Annotated in this window: 20 protein-coding genes; 13 read left to right on the plus strand and 7 right to left on the minus strand. The window is 72.4% G+C overall.

Annotated features, from left to right (window positions below; translation table 11 throughout):
* The first annotated feature begins 58 nt into the window (after nt 1–58).
* The 3 genes from J7E94_RS26535 to J7E94_RS26545 are packed head-to-tail and all read left to right on the plus strand — an operon-like array spanning nt 59 to nt 1,890.
* Complete coding sequence (locus J7E94_RS26535) at nt 59–586, plus strand: GNAT family N-acetyltransferase (RefSeq protein WP_215019331.1); 528 nt, start codon at nt 59–61, stop codon at nt 584–586.
* 58 nt (nt 587–644) lie between these two features.
* On the plus strand, nt 645–1,016 hold the full coding sequence (locus tag J7E94_RS26540) for a tyrosinase cofactor (RefSeq protein WP_215019332.1): 372 nt from the start codon (nt 645–647) through the stop codon (nt 1,014–1,016).
* A 16-nt stretch (nt 1,017–1,032) separates the two neighbouring features.
* Entirely contained in the window at nt 1,033–1,890 is an 858-nt protein-coding gene (locus J7E94_RS26545; RefSeq protein WP_215019333.1) for a tyrosinase family protein, read from the plus strand.
* 106 nt (nt 1,891–1,996) lie between these two features.
* Here J7E94_RS26545 and J7E94_RS26550 read toward each other — a convergent pair whose 3' ends face one another.
* Nucleotides 1,997–2,305: a chaplin gene (locus tag J7E94_RS26550; protein WP_215019334.1), complete on the minus strand. Its 309-nt coding sequence runs from the start codon at nt 2,303–2,305 to the stop codon at nt 1,997–1,999.
* A gap of 242 nt (nt 2,306–2,547) precedes the next feature.
* Here J7E94_RS26550 and J7E94_RS26555 point away from each other — a divergent pair, with 242 nt between their 5' ends.
* Nucleotides 2,548–4,077, plus strand: coding sequence for a carboxylesterase/lipase family protein (locus J7E94_RS26555; protein WP_215019335.1), 1,530 nt, complete (start codon nt 2,548–2,550; stop codon nt 4,075–4,077).
* On the opposite strand, the gene J7E94_RS26560 is transcribed toward J7E94_RS26555, so the two are convergent.
* On the minus strand, nt 4,055–5,347 hold the full coding sequence (locus tag J7E94_RS26560) for an esterase family protein (protein ID WP_215019336.1): 1,293 nt from the start codon (nt 5,345–5,347) through the stop codon (nt 4,055–4,057). The two genes, J7E94_RS26555 and J7E94_RS26560, sit on opposite strands and share 23 nt — an antisense overlap.
* 274 nt (nt 5,348–5,621) lie before the next feature.
* Here J7E94_RS26560 and J7E94_RS26565 point away from each other — a divergent pair, with 274 nt between their 5' ends.
* Genes J7E94_RS26565 through J7E94_RS26575 form a run of 3 tightly spaced genes read left to right on the plus strand, consistent with a single transcriptional unit; the run spans nt 5,622 to nt 8,840 of the window.
* A complete protein-coding gene (locus J7E94_RS26565) occupies nt 5,622–6,503 on the plus strand; it encodes an alkaline phosphatase family protein (protein ID WP_215019337.1) in 882 nt (293 codons plus the stop codon).
* 2 nt (nt 6,504–6,505) lie between these two features.
* Entirely contained in the window at nt 6,506–7,768 is a 1,263-nt protein-coding gene (locus J7E94_RS26570; RefSeq protein WP_215019338.1) for an MFS transporter, read from the plus strand.
* 43 nt (nt 7,769–7,811) lie between these two features.
* Nucleotides 7,812–8,840: a hypothetical protein gene (locus J7E94_RS26575; protein WP_215019339.1), complete on the plus strand. Its 1,029-nt coding sequence runs from the start codon at nt 7,812–7,814 to the stop codon at nt 8,838–8,840.
* 70 nt (nt 8,841–8,910) lie between these two features.
* Here J7E94_RS26575 and J7E94_RS26580 read toward each other — a convergent pair whose 3' ends face one another.
* Nucleotides 8,911–9,597: a GNAT family N-acetyltransferase gene (locus J7E94_RS26580; RefSeq protein WP_215019340.1), complete on the minus strand. Its 687-nt coding sequence runs from the start codon at nt 9,595–9,597 to the stop codon at nt 8,911–8,913.
* Between the two features lie 140 nt (nt 9,598–9,737).
* On the opposite strand from J7E94_RS26580, the gene J7E94_RS26585 reads away from it, so the two are divergent.
* The 3 genes from J7E94_RS26585 (at nt 9,738) to J7E94_RS26600 (ending at nt 12,683) form a co-directional block, all read left to right on the plus strand.
* The gene (locus J7E94_RS26585; RefSeq protein ID WP_215019341.1) at nt 9,738–10,538 is read left to right on the plus strand and encodes an alpha/beta fold hydrolase; all 801 of its coding nucleotides are present in this window, start codon (nt 9,738–9,740) and stop codon (nt 10,536–10,538) included.
* A gap of 60 nt (nt 10,539–10,598) precedes the next feature.
* A complete protein-coding gene (locus tag J7E94_RS35790; protein WP_308345468.1) occupies nt 10,599–11,903 on the plus strand; it encodes an MFS transporter in 1,305 nt (434 codons plus the stop codon).
* 111 nt (nt 11,904–12,014) lie between these two features.
* Nucleotides 12,015–12,683 (plus strand): (2Fe-2S)-binding protein, encoded by a 669-nt coding sequence (locus J7E94_RS26600; protein ID WP_308345466.1) that lies wholly within the window; start codon nt 12,015–12,017, stop codon nt 12,681–12,683.
* 88 nt (nt 12,684–12,771) lie between these two features.
* On the opposite strand, the gene J7E94_RS26605 is transcribed toward J7E94_RS26600, so the two are convergent.
* Nucleotides 12,772–14,541: a S8 family serine peptidase gene (locus J7E94_RS26605; RefSeq protein WP_215019350.1), complete on the minus strand. Its 1,770-nt coding sequence runs from the start codon at nt 14,539–14,541 to the stop codon at nt 12,772–12,774.
* 265 nt (nt 14,542–14,806) lie between these two features.
* Entirely contained in the window at nt 14,807–16,168 is a 1,362-nt protein-coding gene (locus J7E94_RS26610; RefSeq protein ID WP_215019351.1) for a cation:dicarboxylate symporter family transporter, read from the minus strand.
* A 153-nt stretch (nt 16,169–16,321) separates the two neighbouring features.
* On the opposite strand from J7E94_RS26610, the gene J7E94_RS26615 reads away from it, so the two are divergent.
* On the plus strand, nt 16,322–18,247 hold the full coding sequence (locus J7E94_RS26615) for a sensor histidine kinase (RefSeq protein ID WP_215019344.1): 1,926 nt from the start codon (nt 16,322–16,324) through the stop codon (nt 18,245–18,247).
* A complete protein-coding gene (locus tag J7E94_RS26620) occupies nt 18,244–18,945 on the plus strand; it encodes a response regulator (RefSeq protein ID WP_215019345.1) in 702 nt (233 codons plus the stop codon). Before J7E94_RS26615 ends, J7E94_RS26620 begins: the two co-directional genes overlap by 4 nt.
* Here J7E94_RS26620 and J7E94_RS26625 read toward each other — a convergent pair.
* Together J7E94_RS26625 and J7E94_RS26630 are read right to left on the minus strand one after the other, a co-directional pair.
* Nucleotides 18,903–19,748 (minus strand): tyrosinase family protein, encoded by an 846-nt coding sequence (locus J7E94_RS26625; RefSeq protein WP_215019346.1) that lies wholly within the window; start codon nt 19,746–19,748, stop codon nt 18,903–18,905. The genes J7E94_RS26620 and J7E94_RS26625 overlap by 43 nt on opposite strands.
* Nucleotides 19,745–20,143 (minus strand): tyrosinase cofactor, encoded by a 399-nt coding sequence (locus J7E94_RS26630; protein WP_215019347.1) that lies wholly within the window; start codon nt 20,141–20,143, stop codon nt 19,745–19,747. The genes J7E94_RS26625 and J7E94_RS26630 overlap by 4 nt, the downstream gene beginning before the upstream one ends.
* Before the next feature lie 256 nt (nt 20,144–20,399).
* Between J7E94_RS26630 and J7E94_RS26635 the strand changes: the two genes are divergently transcribed.
* Complete coding sequence (locus J7E94_RS26635) at nt 20,400–21,791, plus strand: glutamate decarboxylase (protein ID WP_215019348.1); 1,392 nt, start codon at nt 20,400–20,402, stop codon at nt 21,789–21,791.
* Nucleotides 21,792–21,806: the final 15 nt, after the last annotated feature.

Below are 21,806 nucleotides of genomic sequence, written 5' to 3' on the forward strand. Positions count from 1 at the left end.
TTCCGGTACCACCCGACCCGCCTCCGGCGCCCCGCCGGCGGATCCCTATCCTCGCCGCATGACGGCAACGATCACCCCGCTCTCCGCCACCGCACTCCGTGCCCACCGCGACGAACTGGCCGCCCTGCTGCGCGACGTGGTCGGCGGCGGCTCCTCGCTCGGCTTCCTCGCCGGCCTCGGCCACGAAGAGGCCGCAGCCTGGTGGGACTCCCTGCTGCCCGCCGTGGAGGAGGGCTCCCTCGCGCTCTGGGCCTCCCGGGGCGACGACGGCCGGATCGACGGAACCGTCAGCTGGTACCGGGAGTCCAAGCCCAACGGCCGCCACCGCGCCGAGCTGCGCAAGCTCATGGTCCACCCGGCGGCCCGCGGCCGCGGCACCGCCCGCGCCCTGCTCGCCGAGGCCGAGAGGGCCGCCGCCCGCGCCGGGGTCGTGCTGCTCTTCCTCGACACCGAGACCGGCAGCGGCGCCGAACACGTCTACCGCTCCGCGGGCTGGACCGAGGCGGGCACCATCCCCGACTACGCCACCGACCCGGCCGGCCGCCTGCGTCCCACCACCCTCTTCTACAAACACCCACAAGAGTGACCTCGCCCGCCGCGCCGCGTTAGACGGTAGTCACCGGCCACCGAGCGAGGGAGACCGTATGTCCGCCGCATCCGCCGCCGCACTTCCGACCCGCCGCGGGTTTCTCCGTACGGCCTTCACCGCCGCCGTGCTCGCCGGTACGGCCGCGGCCCTGGCGCCCGTACTGCGCGCCCGGCGCCCCCGGCAGACCCTCACCCCGGCCCCGCTCGCCGAAGAGGAGACGTACCGCGGTCGGCACATCGCCGTCGACTCCGCCGGGGTCCGCATCGACGGCCGCCCGCTGCACGTCATGCGCCGGGCCGACGGCAGCTATCTCAGCGGGATCAACCACTTCGAGTCCTTCGGGACGCCGCTGGAACTCGCCCGTGCGGCCGTCGACGAACTGGGGACGGGACAGCTGGCGTTGGCCTCCGCCGCACACCACGGCTGACGAGAGGAGCCTTGCTTTGTACACCCGGCAGAACCAGAGGGACCTGACCAGCGCACAGAAGAAGCGGTTCACGGCGGCCGTGCTGGAGCTCAAGCGGAACGGCACCTACGACGCCCTCGTGCGCACCCACGACAAGTACTTCGTGCCCGACCGGGACAGCCGGCTGCGGGTCGGCCACATGTCACCGTCCTTCTTCCCGTGGCACCGGTGCTACCTGCTGGCGTTCGAGAGGGAGCTGCGGGAGGTCGACCCGAGCGTGTCCGTCCCGTACTGGGACTGGACCACCGACTCCAGCCCGGTCTCCTCCCTGTGGGCCGAGGACTTCCTCGGCGGCACCGGCCGGTCCGGCGACCGCCGGGTGATGACCGGCCCGTTCGCCTACGACAAGGGCAACTGGACGGTCACCGTAGGCGTCAGGGAGGCCGCCTACCTCACCCGCAACCTCGGCCGCCCGCAGAACCCGATCGCCCTGCCCACCCGGGCCCAACTCCAGTGGGCCATCGACGATCCGGTCTACGACGTCTCGCCCTGGGACTCCACCGCCGCCGGCTTCCGCAACAAGCTGGAGGGCTGGGCGGCCCCCAAGGCCGAGCGCTGGCGCAACCACAACAAGGTCCACCAGTGGATCGGCGGCCACATGACGGGCGGCACGGCGCCCAACGACCCGGCGTTCTGGCTGCATCACGCCTTCGTGGACCTGGTCTGGGACCGCTGGCAGCAGAAGCACCCCGGGTCCGGCTACCTGCCCGCCGCCCCGCCGGCGCCCGGCGACGCCCAGCGCGGCCGCGTCATCTCCCTCGACGAGCCGATGCCCCCGTGGAACGTCACCCCGCGCGAGATGTTCGGCCACCAGGGCATCTACCGCTACGAATGAGGCCCGCCGCCCTGCGCGCTCCGAAGGGCGCGCGCAGGGCCTACGCGAACGGCATACGGGAAGGGCCCCCGCCGCACGGCGGGGGCCCCTTCCTTCACTCAGGCGATCAGTTGCCGTAGCCCTCGTCCTCGGTGTGGTGGTCGTCACCCTTGGTGTGGTGGCCGTCCTGGCCCGAGGCGTTGATGCAGGTGTTGCCGAACGCCGGGTTCAGCACCCCGAGGAGGATGTTGACGGTGTTGCCGCAGACGTTGACCGGGACGTGGACCGGAACCTGGACCAGGTTGCCGGACAGGACACCGGGGGAGCCGACGGCCGCACCGTACGCTCCGGCATCGGCGACGGCCAGACCTGCACCGGCGGCCACGGCGGTACCGGTGACAGCGGTGATGGCGAATGCCTTCGCGAGACGCGACATCAAGATCTCCTTGTGAGATATGGGGGCCACAGAATCTGCAGCATTTGACATGGCATACAACGCGGCGGCGGCCCAAGGGTCACGGCCGCTGGTCCTACCCGGTGACGTCAAAAACCGACGGAAGTGAAAACCAGCTCCACTCGGGTGATCGCACCCGGCCTCAGCCCGGTCGCGCAGTCACGCCTTGTCACCCCTCGGAAGGCTGTGCGACCGTGCGCCCACCACCGGATTCAGGAGGACGGATGAGCGCAGCGGGCGGCAGCGGCGAGGGCGACCGCGAAGCCGGCGGTACGGGCGACGGCAGCGGCCGGCCCCGTCCCCGGGCCAGGACCGCCCACGGCGTGGTCGAGGGCCGGACCGGGACCCACGGGACCGCCGTCTTCCGGGGCATCCCGTACGCGGCCCCGCCCGTCGGCCCCCTCCGCTTCGCGCCGCCCTCGCCCCCGGCCGCCTGGGACGGTGTACGCGACGCCGGCGCATACGGCCCCACCGCGCCCAAGGTTCCCTACCCCGACCCCTTCGCCGGCCTGCTGCCCGACCCCGAGATTCCCGGCGACGACTGCCTCAACGCCAACGTCTGGACCCCCGATCCGACGCCCGGCGCCGGGCTGCCCGTCATGGTGTGGATCCACGGCGGCGCGCTCACCCGCGGCTCCGCGGCCGTCCCCGTCTACGAGGGCTCCGCCTTCGCCCGCGACGGGGTCGTGTTCGTTTCCTTCAACTACCGCCTCGGAGTCCTCGGTTACGGGCTCTTCCCCGACGCCCCGGCCAACCGGGGCCTGCTGGACCAGATCGCCGCCCTGGAGTGGGTCCGGGACAACATCGAGGCCTTCGGCGGCGACCCCGCCCGCGTCACCGTCTTCGGGGAGTCCGCCGGAGCCATCAGCATCGGCGCGCTCCTCGCCGCCCCGAAGGCCGCCGGGCTCTTCGCCCGGGCGGTCCTCCAGAGCGGAGCCCCCGAGGTGCTGCCGCGCGACCGGGTGCGCACCATGGTCCGGCGGATGGCCTCCCTGCTGAAAGTGCCCGCGACCGCAGGGGCCTTCGCCGCCGTTCCCCTGCCCGACCTGCTGGCCGCCCAGGCCGCCGTGCTGCGCAGGTCGAACCCGCTGCTCGGCGGCCCCGCCTTCGGGCTGGTCGCCGATCCCGCCACGGTCCCGGCCGACCCGGTCGCCGCCGCCGTCGATGTGCCCCTGCTGCTGGGGTGGACCAGCGAGGAGTACCGGCTCTGGCTCGCCCCCACCGGCGGGATGCGGCTGCTGGACCGGCTGGGCCCGCTCGCCGTGGCGCTGGCCCTGTTCCGCAGCGGCAAGGACCGGGCGGCCGTGCGGGAGCTGAGCGCGGCCCTGCCCGGAGCCGGCCCGGCGGACCTCGCCGGGCAGCTGCTCACCGACCGGCTGCTGCGGGACCCGCTGCGCAGGCTCGCCGGGCCGGGGCGTGCGGCGCCGAGCTTCCTGTACGAGTTCGCCTGGTCCTCAGGCGTACCGGGGCTCGGCGCCTGCCACGCCCTGGAGCTGGGCTTCGTATTCGACACGCTCGGGGTGCCGGAGACGTCCTGGCTGGCCGGGCCGGACACCCCGCAGCCGCTGGCCGAGGAGATGCACGGGGCCTGGGTCCGCTTCGCCGCGACGGGGGATCCGGGCTGGGCGCCCTGGAACGGCAGCGGCCCGCCGAAGGTGTTCGGCGGGCCGGAGCGCAAACAGGAGGCGCGGGAGGCGGTGCAGGCGGTGCAGGCGGGGGAGGCGCCGGAGCTTACTCGACGGGTCCTTCCATGACCTTGCTGATGAACTGGATCGGCCCCTCGCCCATGTTCGGGACGTAGGTCTTGGCGTTGTGCTGGCCGCCCTTGATGATCCTCAAGTCGGTGTGGACCGGCCCCTTGTTGCCGAAGGTGGCGATGAACTTCTGCACGTCCGGCAGGGTCTTCTTGTTGTTCTCGCTGTCGCCGACCTGGAAGGCGAGGTACACGTCCGGACCCTTGCGGTCGATGAGCTGCTTGGCGAGGATCTCCGGGTTGTTCTCGGCCTTCTCCTTGTCGTGGCCCTTCCACAGGGAGGAGTCCGGGACGATGTCCGGGCCGGAGGCGATCACGGCCTTGAACTTGTCCGGGTGCTTCAGGACGGCCTTGAGGCCCGCGAACCCGCCGGTGGAGGAGCCCATGAAGGCCCAGCCGTCACGGGACTTGACGGTGCGGAAGTTCGCCTTCACCAGGTCCGGGACGTCCTCGGTCAGCCACGTGCCCATCTTGGGCTGGTCGGGGATGTCGGAGCCGTCCCAGTAGATGCCCTTGTCGTCCGGCGCCGGATTGAGCACCGGCATGGCCAGGATGAAGGGCTTGCTCTTCCCCTCCGTGTACCACTTGGCGATGCTGGTCTGGAGGCCGAGGTCGGTGCCCATCCAGTAGTTGCTCGGGTAGCCCGCGCCACCCGGCAGGGCGATCATGACCGGGAAGCCGCTCTTGGCGAACTTCGGGTCGTTGTACTCCTTGGGCGCCCAGACCCACACCTTGCCCTTGAAGCCGGACTTCTTGCCGTCCAGCGTGGTGACGGCGACGTGCGTCCCGTCGGGCAGGGTCATCGAATTCTTGAAGTCCGCGGCCGGGCCGGTCGGCATCAGCATCTTGGAGCTCGCGGGCTGCTGGGGGGTGTCGCCCTTCTTCTCACCACCGGCCGGCGGCTTCCCGAAGGACACCGCCGCGCCCTTGTCGGTGAAGGGGGGTATCTCGTAGTAGTTCAGCACTCCGGCCGCGATGCCGCCGAGCGCGAGCACGGAGACGCCGGCTATCACCCAGCGCTTGACCCGGGACTTCCGCCGGGGCTCCGGCTCCGGATCCTGGCCGTACGGATCCTGGCCGTAGGGATCCTCCTGCCGGCCGTACGGGGGCTGCTGCTGTCCGTAGGGCGGCTGGTACCCGCCCTGGGACTCGTACGGCTGCTGCTGCTGTCCGTACGACGGCCGGCCGTACTGGTCGCCGTAGGGCTGCTGCGGCTGCTGCCCTTCCGGCCGGTACGGCTGGTATTGCTGCCCGTCGGGTGCGTACGACATGTGCGGTGGCTCTCCGGCTGCTGCTGCCCCAGGGGGGCGGGTGGTCTGGCGGCATGATCCTTCGTTCGAAGGATGAACGAAAGTCTGCCAGGGTTCCATATTTTTCCTTCTCTTGGGGTGATCTGGAGGAAGCCGTTGCCCGACGCCGGCAAGGCCCGGGGAGTTCCCCTTCTGTTCGCCGACTATCCCTGGCCCCTGCACATGCCGCTGGGTATCGTGCGTCCGCGCCGCCCCCAGAACCCCCACTCCGCGCCCGGAGGTACCCGTGTTTGGCATGCGCCTGCCAAAGTCCCGTCGTAGGACCGCCCTCGCCGCCGCCTTCGGCCTCACCGCCGCCGGCACGGCCCTGTGGGCGGGCATCGGTGCCGCCCAGCCCGCGCACGCGGCCACCCTGCCCGCCCCCGACCACGTCGTCGTCGTGGTCTTCGAGAACCACGCCTACAGCCAGGTCATCGGCAGCTCCAGCGCCCCCTACATCAACTCCCTGAAGGCCGGGGGAGCCAACCTCACCCAGTCGTACGGGATCACGCACCCCAGCCAGCCCAACTACCTCCAGCTCTTCTCGGGCTCCCACCAGGGCATCACCAGCGACAGCTGCTACACCCCCGGCTTCAGCTCCGCACCCAACCTGGCCTCCGAGCTGATAGCCGCCGGCAAGAGCTGGGCCAGCTACAACGAGACCCTGTCCAGCCAGGGCTCCACCACGTGCAGCAGCGGCAACTACGCCCGCAAGCACAACCCCTGGTTCGCCTTCTCCAACGTGCCCACCAGCACCGCGAAGACCCTGACCCAGTTCCCGACGGACTTCACGACCCTCCCCAAGGTGTCCTTCGTCGTCCCGAACCTCTGCAACGACATGCACGACTGCTCCGTCGGCACCGGGGACACCTGGCTCAAGAACAAGCTCAAGGCCTACGCGGACTGGGCCCAGAGCCACAACAGCCTCCTCGTCGTCACCTTCGACGAGGACAACCGGCTCTCCGGCAACAAGATCCCGACCGTCCTCTACGGCCGGCCCGTGACCCCGGGATCCACATCGGGCACCACCTACAACCACTACGACCTGCTGCGCACCCTGGAGGGCCTGGCGGGCCTGACCACCCACGCCGGGAACGCGGCCACCGCCAAGGACATCACGGGGATCTGGGCTTCCTGACCATGTACGTTGCGGACAGTCGCGGAACCCCCGCGCCCGCCGTGACACCCGAGCCGCCGGCCGTCGCCCCGGGCACCAGCCCGGGGCGGCGCGCCGCGCTCGCGCCCACGGTGCTCGCCCTCGGCACGGTCAGCCTCGTCACCGACGTCTCCTCCGAGATGGTCACGGCCGTGCTCCCGCTCTACCTCGTCGCCGGACTCGGGCTCTCCCCGCTCGGATTCGGCCTGCTCGACGGCCTCTACAACGGGGTCGGCGCCCTCGTCCGGCTCACCGGCGGCCACCTCGGCGACCGCTTCGGCCGCCACAAGGCCCTCGCCGGACTCGGCTACGCCCTCTCCGCCCTGTGCAAGCCGCTGCTGCTGCTCGCCCACACCCTCCCCGCCATCGGCGCCGTCCTCGCCCTCGACCGCACCGGCAAGGGGCTGCGCACCGCCCCGCGCGACGCGCTGATCTCCCTGGCCGTCGCCCCCGCGGAGCGCGGCCGGGCCTTCGGCGCCCACCGGGCGATGGACACCGCGGGCGCCCTCATCGGGCCGGTCCTCGCCTTCCTCATCCTGCGCGGCGCCGCCGACGGCTACGACGCCGTCTTCACCGTCAGCGCCTGCGTGGCCGCCCTCGGAGTCCTGGTGCTCGTGCTCTTCGTCCCGGGCCGCCGCACCCGGCCGGCGCGGGACGCCGAGCCCGTCTCCCTGCGGGCCGCCCTCGGCCTGCTGCGCCGCCCCGACCTGCGCCGGATCAGCCTCTGCGCGCTGCTCCTCGGACTGTGCACCGTCAGTGACGGCTTCGTCTTCCTGCTGCTCCAGCGCGCCACCGGGATCGCCGACCGCTGGTTCGCCCTCCTGCCGCTCGGCACCGCCGCCGCCTTCTTCCTCCTCGCGCTGCCGCTCGGGCGGCTCGCCGACCGGATCGGCCGCAGCCGCGTCTTCCTCGGCGGGCACCTCGCGCTCCTGGCCGGGTACGGGCTGCTCCTCGTCGGCGGCCACCATCCGGCCCTGCCCTACGCGGTGCTCCTGCTGCACGGCGGTTTCTACGCCGCCACCGACGGGGTGCTGATGGCCGCGGCCGCCGGAGCCGTGCCCGAGGAGCACCGCGGCGGCGGCCTCGCCCTCGTCCAGACCGGCCAGGCTCTCGCGCGCTTCGCCGCCTCCCTCGGCTTCGGCGCCGCCTGGACCGTGTGGGGCGCGCGCCCCGCGCTCGCCGTCGCCGCCGTCCTGCTCGCCGCGGCGGCCGCGGTGTGCGTACGGCTGAGCCCCGCCGCCGACTGATCCGCCGACTGATCCCCCTCCCCGCACGACCGAGAGGCCCCCCATGACCCTCCAGCGCCGGATCCTGATCCTCACCGTCGCCGTCTTCCTGCTCGCCGCCGCGGGGGTGCTCGCCGTGCTGCGGGCCTCCTCCCGGGCCGACGAGAAGAACCAGGCCCAGGCGGGCGGACCGCAGACCAGCCGGGGGGAGGTCTCCCTGGCCCCGGGCGACGGCGGCCGCCGGATCGTGTTCCGCAACATGGCGTGGGGCCCGCACCGCGACGAGCTCGCCACCGTTCCCGCCGCCGAGCCCGAGGGGGCCCGTACCGCTTCCGGGGTGAGCTGCCTGCGCTTCCACTCGGCGGCGGGCACCGGGATCTGCCTCCAGGCCGACAAGGGCGGGGTCCAGGACGGCTACCGGGCCGTCGTCCTCGACGCGGGCCTGAAGGAGATCTCCGCCCACCCGCTGGCCGGCATCCCCACCCGAGCCCGGGTCTCGCCCGGCGGGCACCTCGCCGCCTGGACGGTCTTCGTCGGCGGGGACTCGTACGCCGGTACCAACTTCTCCACGCGGACCTCGGTGCTCGACCTGCGCACCGGGAAACTCGACGCCTCGCTGGAGGACTTCACGATCCTCAAGGACGGCACGCCGTACCGCAGCGCCGACGTGAACTTCTGGGGGGTCGCCTTCGCCGCCGACGAGCGGACCTTCTACGCGACGCTGGCCACCGGCGGCCGCACCCACCTGGTCCGCGGGGACCTGGCGGGGCGGACCGTGACCACCCTGCGCGAGAACGTCGAGTGCCCCTCCCTGTCACCCGACGGGACCCGGGTGGTGTTCAAGAAGCGGCTGCCCGACCTGCCGGCCGAGGCACCGTGGCGGCTGTACGCGCTGGACCTGGCCTCCGGCGCGCAGACCCCGCTCGCCGAGGAGCGCAGCGTGGACGACCAGGTGGTGTGGACGGACGACCGGACCGTCGTCTACTCCCTGCCGGGGGACTTCGGCGCCGACCTCTACTCCGTACCGGCCGACGGGAGCGGCGCCCCCGCACGGCTCATGGCGTCGGCCCTCGCCCCGGCCTTCCTCGGTTGAGCGGGATCGAGGAGGCCGGGGGAGGACCGGCGCAGGACCGTTACGCCGGATGCGCGGGATGAGCCCGGGGCTAGGCGGGGACGAGGGTCTTGCGGCGCCGCTTGCGCTGCGCGCCGGCCGACAGCCTCAGCTCGATGACCGACCGCACGGCCGGCCACTCCTCGTCGAGGATCGAATAGAAGGCCGTACTGCGGACCGCACCGTCGAGCCCCCGCGAATGGGCCCGGCGGACCCCCTCACACGTGAAGCCCAGGCGCTCCATCGCGGCCCGCGAACGGCCGTTGCGGGCGTCCGCGCGCAGCGAGATCCGCCGCACGCCCCAGGTCTCGAAGGCATGGCGGAGCATGAGCAGCTTCGCCTCGGTGTTGATGCCGGTCCCCTGGGCGCCCGGAGACAGCCAGGTATTGCCGATCTCGGCGGCATCGGGGATCGCCGTCGCCGGATCACCGAACGGGACGCCCGGCACGGCGGGCCACACCAGCGGCCCCTGCCAGTAGTCCAGATCGAGGAACCGGGTCGAACCGACGACCCGGCCGTCGGTGGCTCTGACCACCGCGAACGGGAGCGATCGACCCGCCGCCTGATCGGCGAGGGCGCGGTCGATGTACTCGTGGGACGCCTGCACGCCGTGGGGTACGGGAGTGAAGGCGTAAGTCGTACGATCCTCGGCACCGGCCACGGCCAGGGCCTCGGTGTGGTGGGGTGCGAGGGGCTCGAGCCGCACGGTGCGGCCCGCGAGGTGTACGGGTACGGGCACGGAGCCTTCGGTCCTTCTGGGCGGTGGGGTGGTTGCACAGTCTGCGTCTCTGACGTCGCCCCCCGTGCACAACACGGGTGAAAGGCAACGGGCTGTCAGGTGAACGCGAGTGGCTCAATGTAGCCCCTTAAAGTCCTCTCATGAACCCCCAATTTGGCAATGGCGTGAACCTCTTTTTCGACGACTTGGGTCCCCGTCGCGGAACGCCCGTAATCCTGATCCACGGACATCCGTTCAACCGCACGATGTGGGCCCCCCAGACGGCCGCGCTGACGTCCGCCGGTTACCGTGTGATCACTCCTGACCTGCGCGGATACGGGGAAAGCCCGGTGGTTCCGGGCAAGGCCCTGCTCGCCGATCTCGCCGATGACATCGCCGCTCTCCTCGCCCGCCTGGGCCTCGAACGCGTGGTCGTCGGCGGCGTGTCCATGGGCGGGCAGATCGCGATGGAGATGCGGCTGCGCCACCCGGGTGTGGTACGGGCCCTCGTCCTCTCCGACACCTCCCCGGTCCCGGAGACCGAGGAGGGGCAGAAGTTCCGCCGGGAGCTCGCGGAACGGCTGCTCTCCGAGGGCATGCGGCCCTATGCCGAAGAGGTCATCGACAAGATGCTGGCGCCCTACAACGTCGCCGGCATGCCGGAGGCGGCCGCGCGCGTGAGCGCCATGATGTGCGCGACCGATCCCGAGGGGGCGGCCGCCGCGCTGCGCGGCCGGGCCGAGCGCCCCGACTACCGGCCGGTGCTCGACGGGGCCGCCGAGCCCTGCCTGGTGGTGGTCGGCGCGGACGACGTCTACACCCCCGTCGCCGAGGCCGAGGCCCTGCACGCCCTCATGCCTCACTCCGTGCTCGCCGTCATCGAGCGGGCCGGCCACCTGCCGGGCGTGGAGCAGCCCGAGGCCTTCAACCGGGTGCTGCTGGAGTTCCTGGCCGGGCTCTGACCGCTCTCCGGGCCGCCGAGTGGCCCACTGGCGGCCTCCCGGCAGGCGCTGCTCGCGGGGCTGGTCCCGCCGGAGCAGCGGACCGGCGTGCCGGCCCGTCTGCAGTCCATGCTCAACGGCGGGCCGGCGCTCGGCGCCGCCCTCGGCGGGCTCGCCCTGGCTGCCGACACCCAGCGGGCCTACCTGGCTGTCTGCGTGCTGGACGCGGTGAGCTTCCTGGTATGCGCCGCCGTGCTGCTGCGGCTGCCGGTGGTGGCGCCCGTCGCGGGCCGGGCGGCCGGGGAGCCGCGGCCGGCGGTGCTCCGGGACCGGCCCTACGCGCTGGTCACCCTGCTGAACGCGGTCCTGCCGCTGCGGATGCCGCTGCTCAGTCTGGCCATCCCGCTCTGGATCGTGGAGCGCACGCAGGCTCCCGGCTGGCTGGTGTCGGCGCTGTTCGTGCTGAACACCGTCGCCGTGATGCTGTTCCAGGTGCGCACGGCCCGGCCGGTGGCCGACCTGGACAGTGCGCGCCGCGCGCTGCGGGTGTCGGGTCTGGTGATGGCCGCGTCGTGCGCCGTCTTCGCGCTCTCCGCGCTGCCCGAAGCGGGCTGGGTGGCCGCAGCGCTGCTGGTGGCGGGCGCGGCGCTCCAGGTGGACGCCGAGATGCGGCAGTCCGCCGGGTCCTGGCAGATCGGCTTCTCGCCGGCCCCGGCCGACCGGATCGGCCAGTACCAGGGGTTCTTCGGCACGGGGGTCCCGGTGGCCAGGACCGCCGGCCCGCTGGTGCCGACCTCGCTGCTGCTGGTGTGGGGGACCCGGGCTGGCTGTTGCTCGGTGCGGTGCTGCCGGCCGCCTCGTACGGCATGGGGCCCGCGGTGCGCTGGGCGGAGTCGGTGCGTTCGGGCGGCGGGCCCGCACGGGCCGACGTACGGTCGTCCTGAACGCATGCACCTGACAAGGAGAGAGACGATGCTGCGAGGCCTCGCCACGATCAGCTTCTGGGCGGACGACCTGGCAGCCGCCAAGCGCTGGTATACCGGGCTGTTCGGCTTCGCGCCGTACTTCGAGCGCCCGGGATACATCGAGTTCCGCATCGGCGACTACCAGCACGAGCTCGGCATCATCGACGCCGCCTACGCCCCGCCGGGGGCCGCCACCGGAGCCGCCGCGGGGGCCGTGGCGTACTGGCACGTGGACGACGTGGCGGCCGCCCGGCAGCGGCTGCTGGACCTGGGGGCCAAGGAGTACCAGCCGGTGACCTCCTGGGGCGACGCGGGATTCGTGACCGCGTCGGTGACCGACCCCTTCGGCAACGTGCTGGGGATCATGCACAATCCGCACTACCTGGAGATCGTCGAAGGAGCGACCCCGGACCCCGCCTGATGCGGGACGTCCATCACTCCCCCGGCGCGCCGACGCCGCCGCCTGAGATCATCTCGGGCATGGACCTGGTGGAGGAACTGGGCGCGCACGACGGCAGACGCGGTGCCTGACGTGGACGGCGTACTGCGGCAACTGGCCTCCGTAGGGCCCTTCTTCACCGTGCCGTACGGGAAGGAGCCGCCCGGGCCCGGCTTCCGGCCGCTCTCCGTGCTGTACGGGGAGCACCTCGGGCCGTACGTCGCCGAGGTGGGGCGGCGGATCGGGAGCGGCCCCGGCCGGGTGGCCGCCTCGACCGCGCAGCTCGGGATCGCCTCCCGGCTCTGGTCGCTCGGGCTGGGCTGCGCCGCCCTCGCCGGGCGGGTGCCGGATCTGGCCCCCGACCGGGTGTGGTGGCGGCTGCCCGCCGCGGGATCGCTGGAACTGTGGCTTCCCGAGCCGGCGGACCTGCCGGCCGGGGCACTCGGGGAAACCGTCCTCGCGAACCTGGCCGTGCTCGACGCGGGTCTGCGGGAGCGGTTCGGGGTCTCGCCCAAGGTCCTGCGGGGCAATGCGGCCTCTGGCCTGGTCGGGGCCCTGCGGGTGCTCATCGACCGGGTCCCGGCCGGCCCGGCCGTGGAGTTGGCTGCCGCCCTGCTGGCCGACGGCGGAGCCCTGGCGGGCACCGGCACCTTCCTCCACGAGGAGGGGCTCGGGGTGGCCTTCGTGCGGCGCAGCTGCTGCCTCTACTACCGGGTGCCCGGGGGCGGGTTCTGCGGGGACTGCGTGCTGCGCACCAGGTAGGACCGCGCGTTGGCCATCGGGGCGCAGTTGCCTGCTCCCCGATGGCCACCCGGCAGACCGGCTCGCGGATGTGCTCCGCTCCCAGGACCTAGAAGGTGAGGTTCCAGGAGTCGATCTTGCCGGTGTCGCCGCCGGCGTTGTCGTTCACCCGGAGCTTCCAGGTGCCGTTGGCCACCTCGGCGGAGGCGTTCACGGTGTACACCGTGTTGATGTTGTCGGCGCTGCCGCCGGCCCGGTTGTGCACCGTGTACACCGTGCCGTCGGGGGCCACGAGGTCCACCTTCAGGTCACCGATGTAGGTGTGCACGATGTTCACGCCCACCTTGAGGGTGGCCGGGGCATTGCCGGTCACACCGCTGACGGTGATCGGGCTTTCCACGGTGGTGTTGTCGCCGATGGCGAAGTCCCCGAGGTTCTCGAAGTACTTGCCGGGCGGCGGGGTGCTGCCGACCGCCTTGAGGGCGTCGACCTGGCCCTCGCCGAAGAACCCGTTGTTGGCCGTGGTGCCGGTGCAGCGGCTGTCCGACGGGCAGGCGATGTCATTGGCCTGGGTGGCCAGCTTGTCGCGGATCTGCGCCGGCGTGATGCCCGGGTTGGCGCTGGCGATCAGCGCCGCCACGCCCACGACGTGCGGGGTGGCCATCGACGTACCGCTCTTGGTGCTGTAACCGCCGCCCGGCGCGGTGGAGTAGACGTTGCTGCCCGGGGCCGCGACGTCGATGACGCCCTGGCCGAAGTTGGAGAACGAGGCCTTGGTGACGCCGGTGCCGTTCGCCGCGACCGTGACCACGCCCGGGAGCTCGGTCGGGATGTCCATGCACGCATTGGTGATCGTGCGGGTGACCGGGGTCGAGTCGTTCGGGCTCGCCGAGTCGGTCGTCTTGTGGGCGAGGTCGTAATTCTCGTTGCCCGCCGCGGCGACCTGGAGTGAACCCTTGCCCTCGGCGTACTCCTGGGCGCGCTTGACGCCCTCGATGATCGCGGCCTGGTCGGCGTTGTCCGGGCAGTTGAACTGCCACGGGTCCGTGTAGTAGCTGTTGTTGGTGACCTTGAAGCCGTGGTCACCGGCCCACACGAACCCGCAGACGGTGTTCTCGGCGTAGAACAGCGTCGAGTTCGGCTCGGCGATGCGCACCGAGGAGATCTTCACGCCCGGGGCCACACCGATGACGCCCTTGCCGTTCTTGGCGGCCGCGACCGTACCGGCCACGTGCGTGCCGTGGGTGTCCACGTCCCGCCAGGCGCCCGCACGGGTGTCGGCCTTGCCGTAGGCGCAGGAGGCGGAGTCCGCCGCGTTGAAGTTCGGGGCCAGGTCCTGGTGCTGGTCGTCGACACCGGTGTCCAGGATGCCGACCTTGACGGAGGCGGAGCCGGTGGTGACGGCCCAGGCCTGGTCGGCCTTGATCTGCGTCATGTCGGCGCGGACCGGCTCGCCCGTGGGCGTGGTGGCCTGCGCCGGGTTGGCGGGCAGCGCCGGGTTGTAGGCGTCCGCCGGGACGTCCGAGGTGCGGGTGGCGCCGACCTGCTGGACCCCGCTGACGCCGCGCATGGTGGCGGCGAAGGTGCCGGAGGCCGAGTGGGCGACGATCACGCCGATCGCGTCGTAGTTGGCGAAGACCGTACCGCCGTTGGCGGCGACGGCGTTGCGGACCGCCGTGCTGTCACCGGGGGCCGTGATCACGAGGTAGGAGCGGGTGCCGGCAACCCAGGTCGCACTCTGGGAAGTCGGGGCCGCGGCCTTGGGCGCCGCCGCGGCGGGCGCGGAGGCGGGGGAACCGGAAGGAGAGACCGGGGCGGTGCCGGCGAGTGCGGCGGGAGCCCCGAAGGCCAGCGCGGCGCCGAGTGTGGCGGCCAGCACGAGGGTGCGGCGAGGTCGGCTGGATATGTGGGGTATCAATGCGTCCTCCGATGACCCGGTGGTGCGGGTGGCACCTACCGGGCCGTACGAAACGAGTGGTGGACGCAAGATGTCAGACGCGTGCCCCGATATGGAAGTACCTTTTACCGCAGGCACATTCTCGCGTGCGTGGCCGAAAACCGTCCCTCTCGGGACGAGTCGGGACCGGCCGGGCTGGGCACCGTGGGGGCGAACCCTGCCCGGCCGGTCCGTACGGGCGTCCCGGTCAGACCGGTACGCCGTCCTTGTCGCCGGCCGACTGGACCGGCACGGCGGCGGCCTCCGGCGCGCCGTGCCCGTCGTCGATCAGCGTGGTCTCGTCGAAGGGCAGCCGTCCGGCCAGGACTTCGGTGGCCCGCTCGCGGTCGAACTCCTTCGTCCACGTCCCGATGAGCACCGTGGCGACGGCGTTGCCCGCGAAGTTCGTCAGCGCCCGCGCCTCGCTCATGAACCGGTCGATGCCCACGATCAGACCGACCCCGTCCACCAGTTCCGGCCGGTGGGACTGGAGTCCGCCGGCGAGCGTGGCGAGCCCCGCTCCGGTCACGCCGGCCGCGCCCTTCGAGGCGATGATCATGAACAGCAGCAGCGAGATCTGCTCGCCCAGCGCCAGCGGCTTGCCCATCGCCTCGGCGACGAAGAGCGAGGACATCGTCAGATAGATCGCGGTCCCGTCCAGGTTGAAGGAGTACCCGGTCGGCACCGTGATCCCGGTGACCGGCCGCGACACCCCCAGGTGTTCCATCTTCGCGATCAGCCGCGGCAGCGCGGACTCCGAGGACGAGGTGGACAGGATCAGCAGGAACTCCCGGCCCAGGTAGCGCAGCAGGGCGAAGACGCTGACCCCCGTACACACCCGCAGGAGCGTGCCCAGGACCACGAACACGAAGAGCAGGCAGGTCGTGTAGAAGCCGATCATGATGACGGCGAGGGACTTCAGCGCGTCGATGCCGGTCGCCCCGACCACCGCCGCGATCGCCCCGAAGGCGCCGACCGGCGCTGCCCACATGATCATCGCCAGCACCCGGAAGACCAGCTTCTGCACGTGCCCGATCCCGCGCAGCAGCGGCTCGCCCGCCGTGCCCATGGCCTGGAGGGCGAACCCGCTCAGCAGCGCCACCAGCAGGGTCTGGAGCACCTCGCCGCCCGTGAAGGCGGAGACGAGGGTGGTCGGGATGATCCCCAGCAGGAACTCCGGCGTGCTCTCGGCCCCGCCCGCCTTGGCCTGCGCCTCGCCCGCGTGCCGCGCGGCCTCGGTCAGGTGCAGCCCGCTGCCCGGTTCCAGCAGGTTCCCGACCAGCAGGCCGATGGCGAGGGCCACCGTGGACATCACCATGAAGTAGCCGAGGGCGAGTCCGCCCACCGCCCCCACCTTGGCGGCCTTGCGGACCGAGCCGATGCCCAGCACGATCGTGCAGAAGATCACCGGTGAGATCATCATCTTGATGAGGTTGACGAAGCCGGTGCCCAGCGGCTTGAGCTCCACGGCCACGCCGGGTGCGGCGAAGCCGACGGCGATGCCGAGGAGCACCGCGGCGATCACCGCGATGTAGAGATAGTGCGTTCTGTCGCGCCTGGCGGCCACGATGCCTCCTGTGGTGAATACGTCCCGGGAGGACCATCGCCCGGCGCTGTGACCCCGGTCACCCTTGCGTTCATTGAGTTCACGGCCGGGTGCACACTGAGCGCCATGTTCCGTTTGCCCCGGCCACCGCGCAGCCTCGCCGGCCAGCTCTTCGCCATGCAGGTGCTGCTGGTCGCCGTGGTCGTCGCCGGATGCGCCGTCTTCGCGTACGCCACCGCGCGCGGCCAGGCCGAGGAGGCCGCCCGGCGCCAGGCCGGGGCGGTGGCCCGTGCCGTCGCCGACTCCCCGTCGGTCCAGGAGGCCGTACGGGAGGACGGGCGCGGGAGCGACCCGACGGTCCGGCTCCAGCCGTACGCGGAGCGGGTGCGGGTCGACTCGGGGGTGGACTTCGTGACGATCATGGACCCGGCCGGGCGGCGCTGGACGCACCCGGACCCGCGCCGGATCGGCGAGCCCTTCATGGGCAACACCGCCCCCGCCCTGCGCGGCGAGACCTTCAGCGAGACCTACACCGGCACCCTCGGCCCCTCGATCCGCGTGGTCACCCCGCTGACGGACGGCGGCCGGGTCGTCGGCATGGTCAGCGCCGGCATCACCGTCCGCGCGATCAGCGCGCGCCTCGCCGAACAGCTCGCCGCCCTCGCCTGGGTCGCGGCCGGTGCGCTGGCCCTCGGCGGTGCGGGCACGTACATCGTCAACGCCCGGCTGCGCCGCCACACCCACGGGATGAACGCGGCCGAGCTCAGCCGGATGTACGACTACCACCAGGCGGCCCTGCACGGGGTGCGCGAGGGGCTGCTGATGCTCGACGGACAGCGCAGGATCACCCTCGTCAACGACGCCGGGCGCGACCTGCTGGGCCTGCGCGACGGGATGACGGGCACCGGAGTGGCCGACCTGGGGCTGCCCGCGCCGCTCACCGGGGCCCTGCTCGCCGACCGGCCCCGGGTGGACGAGGTGCACCTGACGGCGGACCGGGTGCTCGTCGTCAACAGCTCGCCCGTCGCGGGCGGCGGCCGCCGGGGCACCGTGGTCACCCTGCGCGACCACACCGAACTGCAGGCGCTCACCGGAGAGCTGGACCACGAACGGGGCTTCACCCAGGCTCTGCGCTCCCAGGCCCACGAGGCGGCGAACCGGCTCCACACGGTGGTCTCGCTCATCGAACTCGGCCGCGCGGACGAGGCCGTGGAGTTCGCCACCGCCGAACTGGAACTGGCGCAGGCCCTCACCGACGAGGTCATCACGGCCGTCGGGGAGCCGGTGCTGGTGGCCCTGCTGCTCGGCAAGGCCGCCCAGGCGCACGAGCGGGGCGTGGAGCTGGTCGTCACTCCCGACAGCCGCCGGCTCGCCGACGGCGGAGGGCTGCCGCCGGCCCGCGACCTGGTCACCGTGCTCGGCAACCTCATCGACAACGCGGTCGACGCGGTCACCGCCGTCCCGGGGGCGCGGATCGCGGTGACCCTGCGGCCGGAGGAGGGCGGGGGCGAACTGCTGCTGCGGGTCGCCGACAACGGCCCCGGCCTGCCCGAGGGCGTGGACGTGTTCCGCCGCGGGTGGTCCGGCAAGGGCGAGGGCCGCGGCCTGGGCCTGGCTTTGGTCCGCCAGGTGGCGCACCGTTACGGCGGCACCGTGGTCGCCGCCCCCGGGCCGGCCGGCGGAGCGGAGTTCACGGTGCGCCTGCCGGTTCCCGTGCCGGTTCCCGTGCCGGTTCCCGTGCCGGTTCCCGTGCCGGTTCCCGTGCCGGGGTCAGGACCGGGAACGCCGGGCCCGGAGCCGGTCCCCGCCCCGCACGGCGCCGGCCGGTCTGCCGGAACTGTGGACGATCGCGCGGGGGTTCCGGTCCCCGCGTCGGGTCAGGAGAGCCCAGGGGGCGCCGACCGGTCTGCCGGAACTGTGGACGATCGCGCGGGGGTTCCGGTCCCCGCGTCGGGTCAGGAGAGCCCCCAGGGTGCCGGCCGGTCCGCCGGTACCATGCACGACTCTGCTGGGGCTCGGCCCGCTGCCGGAGGGCAGATCGAGGCCGGGGCCGTTCCTGGTGCGCCCGCCGCAGGCGACTCGGCGCCGGGGGGAACGGCGTGAGCGCGCCCGAGGTGCGGGTGCTGATCGTCGAGGACGATCCCGTCGCCGCCGACGCGCACGCGCTCTACGTCGGCCGGGTGCCCGGGTTCACCGCGGTCGGGACCGTGCACTCCCTCGCCGAGGCCACCCGGACCCTGGATCGGACCCGTGTCGACCTGCTGCTGCTCGACCTGACCCTGCCCGACGGACACGGCCTGCGCTTCGCGCGCGGGCTACGGGCCGCCGGGCACCCCGTCGACGTGATCGTGGTGACCTCGGCGCGGGACCTGGCCGTGGTCCGCGAGAGCGTCTCGCTCGGCGTGGTCCAGTACGTACTGAAACCCTTCGCCTTCCCCACCTTGCGCGAACGGCTCCTGCGGTACGCGGAGTTCCGCGCGGCGGCGGGCGAGGCGGCCGGCCAGGACGACGTGGACCGGGCCATGGCCGCCCTGCGCGCACCCCGCCCTGCCGCCCTCCCCAAGGGGCTGAGCGCGCCGACCCTGGACCGGGTCGCCGCCCTGCTGAGGGCGGCGCCCGAGGGGCTGACCGCCGCGGCGGCGGCCGAGGCGGCCGGGACCTCCCGGATCACCGCCCGCCGTTACCTGGAGCACCTGGTGGACACCGGCCGCGCGGACCGCACCCCCCGGTACGGCCAGGTCGGCCGCCCCGAACTGCACTACCGCTGGCTGGCCGCCGGCGGCTCGGTGTCGAAGGTGTAGAACTTGCGGTGGTCCAGCATGTCGGCCGGCGTCACGTCGTTCCACGGCCGCATGGTGTCGCCCAGGTCCACCACGTTCGGGGTGCCCGCCGCCGGCAGGTACGTGGACTTCGGGTTCCGGGCCTGCCACTCGGCCCACAGTTTGTCCACGAAGGCGTGGTGCATCCAGAACACCGGGTCGTTGGGGGAGACCCCGGTGGCCATCTGGCCGCCGACCCACACGTGCACCCGGTTGTGCAGGTTGGCGCCGCGCCAGCCCTCCAGGTGGTTGCGGAAGCCGTTCGAGGCGCTGTTCCAGGGGGCCATGTCGTACACCGGCATGGAGAGGACGGCGTCCACCTCGGCCTTGGTCGGCAGCTCGGCGACGCCCGTGCCGAGCGCCCGGCGCAGGTAGGCGCGCCCGTCCACCCGTACGTTTATGTTCCACTTGCCCGCCGCGTACGAGAACGGCCCCTCGAGCACCTGCCCGTCGCGGGCCCGCCCGGTCCCGCCGAGGAAGTCGGCGGCCCAGAGCGAGGAGCGGGCGGTGCGGTCGGTCGTCCAGTCCCAGTACGGGAGCGATACCGCGGGATCCACTTTCTGCAGCGCCGCCTCGAACTCCAGCAGGAAGCGCCGGTGCCAGGGCAGGAAGGAGGGGGAGCGGTGGCCGACCCGGTCGCCGGAGTCGGTGTCGCCCATGATGAACCCGTTGTGGGTGGTCACGAAGCGGTCGTAGCTGCCGTTGCGCTTGAGCTCCAGCAGGGCCGCGGTGAAGGCGCGCTTCTCCTCGGGCGTGAGCGCGGCCTGGTTCTTGCGGACGGTCATGCCGCGCCTCCCATCGGTGCGAACGGCGCGAGGGTGGCGCCCTGGAGCTCGCGCACGGCGGCGCGGGCGAGCGAGGCGGGGTCGGGGTACGTCTCGTAGTGGTTGACGACGCTGATCCAGCTGCCGTCGGCGTTGCGCATCACGTGGAGCTCGCGGCCGTCTATTCGCACGGTGGGCAGGCCGGGGGAGTGGTGGCCGCCGTGGTGGCCGCCTCCGCCCGGGGTGATCTGGATACGGCGGCCCTGGTAGACCTCGTCGACGGTGCCCGCGGCGGAGGGTGTGGTCGCGGCGGAGGCCGAGGCGGCGCTTGCGCTTGTGGCGGCAGCGGTGAGGCCAAGGACGGTGAGAGCACCGGCAGTGGTCCCCAAAGCCTGTCGGCGGGTGATCTTGTTCATGGCCCGAAGAGGTATCAGGGCAGGGGAGAGTCCTGGCCGGTATCCGGACATGTGCGGATAAGTTGCCCGTAGAACTAGTTGGATTATCTTCCCGCGCGGACCGTCTCCAGTGGCCCGAACGGGAAGATCTCCGGATGTAAGCCTACTCGGCAGTAATTTCTTCGGATGCGCTGGGTCGCTATGGAGGGGGTCACACCGCAGAGTCGGCCGGAAGTTTCCGCGGTGAATCGGACGACTCGTCACCTATAGTCCCGATATGGCTCTTCATGAGACGAAGGACGCACCCGGCCTGGACGCCGCGACGGACGTGTTCGCGTCCGCCCTGAGCGGCCAGATCCTCCCCAAGTACCGGATGCCGGAAGGCCACTCGCCCACCGAGGTCGTCTACGAACTCCTCCGCAACGAACTCCTGTTGGACGGGAACGCCGCGCAGAACCTCGCCACCTTCTGCACCACCTGGTCGGACGACGGCGTCCACCGCCTGATGAACGCCTGCCTCGACAAGAACATGATCGACAAGGACGAGTACCCGCAGACCGCCGAGATCGAGGCCCGCTGCGTCAACATCCTGGCCGATCTGTGGAACGCCCCCGCCGGCACCGCCGCCACCGGCTGCTCCACCACCGGCTCCAGCGAGGCCGCGATGCTCGGCGGGCTCGCCCTCAAGTGGCGCTGGCGAGCCCGCCGCCAGGCCGCGGGCCTCCCCGCCGACCGCCCCAACCTGGTGTGCGGCCCCGTCCAGATCTGCTGGGAGAAGTTCGCCCGCTACTTCGACGTCGAGCTGCGCCAAGTCCCCCTGGAACCGGGCGCCACCGGCCTGCTTGCCCATCAGCTCGCCCCGTACGTCGACGAGAACACCATCGGCGTCGTCGCCATCCTCGGCGTGACCTACACGTGCGACTACGAGCCCGTCGCCGACATCGCCGCCGCACTCGACCGGATCCAGGCCGAGCGGGGCTGGGACGTCCCGATCCACGTCGACGCGGCCAGCGGCGGGTTCGTCGCCCCCTTCCTCCATCCCGGCGTGGTCTGGGACTTCCGGCTGCCGCGCGTGGCCTCCGTCAACACCTCGGGCCACAAGTACGGGCTCGCGCCCCTGGGTGTCGGCTGGATCGTCTGGCGCACCGCCGACCTGCTGCCCGCCGAACTCGTCTTCGACGTGGACTACCTGGGCGGCGACATGCCGACCTTCGCCCTCAACTTCTCCCGCCCCGGCGGCGAGGTCATCGCCCAGTACTACCTGTTCCTCCGGCTGGGCCGGAGCGGCTACCGCCGCGTCCAGCAGGCCTGTGCCGACACCGCGCAGTACCTGGCCGGCGAAATCGCCGCGATGGGCCCCTTCACCCTTCTCTACGACGGCCGGGGCGCCCTCCCCGCGGTGTCCTACGCGCTCACCGACCCGGCCGCGGCGGGCTTCACCCTCTACGACCTCTCCGACCGGCTGCGCATGCGCGGCTGGCAGGTGCCCTCGTACCCGCTGCCGGCCGACCGGGACGACACCGTCATCCAGCGCGTCCTCGTCCGGCACGGCGTGACCCGCGATCAGATCGCCCTGCTCATCGACGACCTGCGCCGGGCCGTGGACCACCTCACGGCCGCGCCCCCGCCGGAACCGGCCGCCGCCCAGCGGTCCGGCTTCCATCACTAGTGTGCTGCGCCTGAA

This window comes from Streptomyces sp. ISL-94, from assembly GCF_018614075.1.
In the GTDB taxonomy this organism is placed as follows: Bacteria; Actinomycetota; Actinomycetes; order Streptomycetales; family Streptomycetaceae; genus Streptomyces.

What these genes read in the sequence shown, in the direction of transcription:
- J7E94_RS26535 (WP_215019331.1), top strand. Translation starts at nt 59, where the DNA reads ATGACGGCAACGATCACCCCGCTCTCCGCCACCGCACTCCGTGCCCAC.
- J7E94_RS26540 (WP_215019332.1), top strand. Translation starts at nt 645, where the DNA reads ATGTCCGCCGCATCCGCCGCCGCACTTCCGACCCGCCGCGGGTTTCTC.
- J7E94_RS26550 (WP_215019334.1), bottom strand. Translation starts at nt 2,305, where the DNA reads ATGTCGCGTCTCGCGAAGGCATTCGCCATCACCGCTGTCACCGGTACC.
- J7E94_RS26555 (WP_215019335.1), top strand. Translation starts at nt 2,548, where the DNA reads ATGAGCGCAGCGGGCGGCAGCGGCGAGGGCGACCGCGAAGCCGGCGGT.
- J7E94_RS26560 (WP_215019336.1), bottom strand. Translation starts at nt 5,347, where the DNA reads ATGTCGTACGCACCCGACGGGCAGCAATACCAGCCGTACCGGCCGGAA.
- J7E94_RS26565 (WP_215019337.1), top strand. Translation starts at nt 5,622, where the DNA reads ATGCGCCTGCCAAAGTCCCGTCGTAGGACCGCCCTCGCCGCCGCCTTC.
- J7E94_RS26570 (WP_215019338.1), top strand. Translation starts at nt 6,506, where the DNA reads ATGTACGTTGCGGACAGTCGCGGAACCCCCGCGCCCGCCGTGACACCC.
- J7E94_RS26575 (WP_215019339.1), top strand. Translation starts at nt 7,812, where the DNA reads ATGACCCTCCAGCGCCGGATCCTGATCCTCACCGTCGCCGTCTTCCTG.
- J7E94_RS26585 (WP_215019341.1), top strand. Translation starts at nt 9,738, where the DNA reads ATGAACCCCCAATTTGGCAATGGCGTGAACCTCTTTTTCGACGACTTG.
- J7E94_RS26615 (WP_215019344.1), top strand. Translation starts at nt 16,322, where the DNA reads ATGCAGGTGCTGCTGGTCGCCGTGGTCGTCGCCGGATGCGCCGTCTTC.
- J7E94_RS26625 (WP_215019346.1), bottom strand. Translation starts at nt 19,748, where the DNA reads ATGACCGTCCGCAAGAACCAGGCCGCGCTCACGCCCGAGGAGAAGCGC.
- J7E94_RS26630 (WP_215019347.1), bottom strand. Translation starts at nt 20,143, where the DNA reads ATGAACAAGATCACCCGCCGACAGGCTTTGGGGACCACTGCCGGTGCT.
- J7E94_RS26635 (WP_215019348.1), top strand. Translation starts at nt 20,400, where the DNA reads ATGGCTCTTCATGAGACGAAGGACGCACCCGGCCTGGACGCCGCGACG.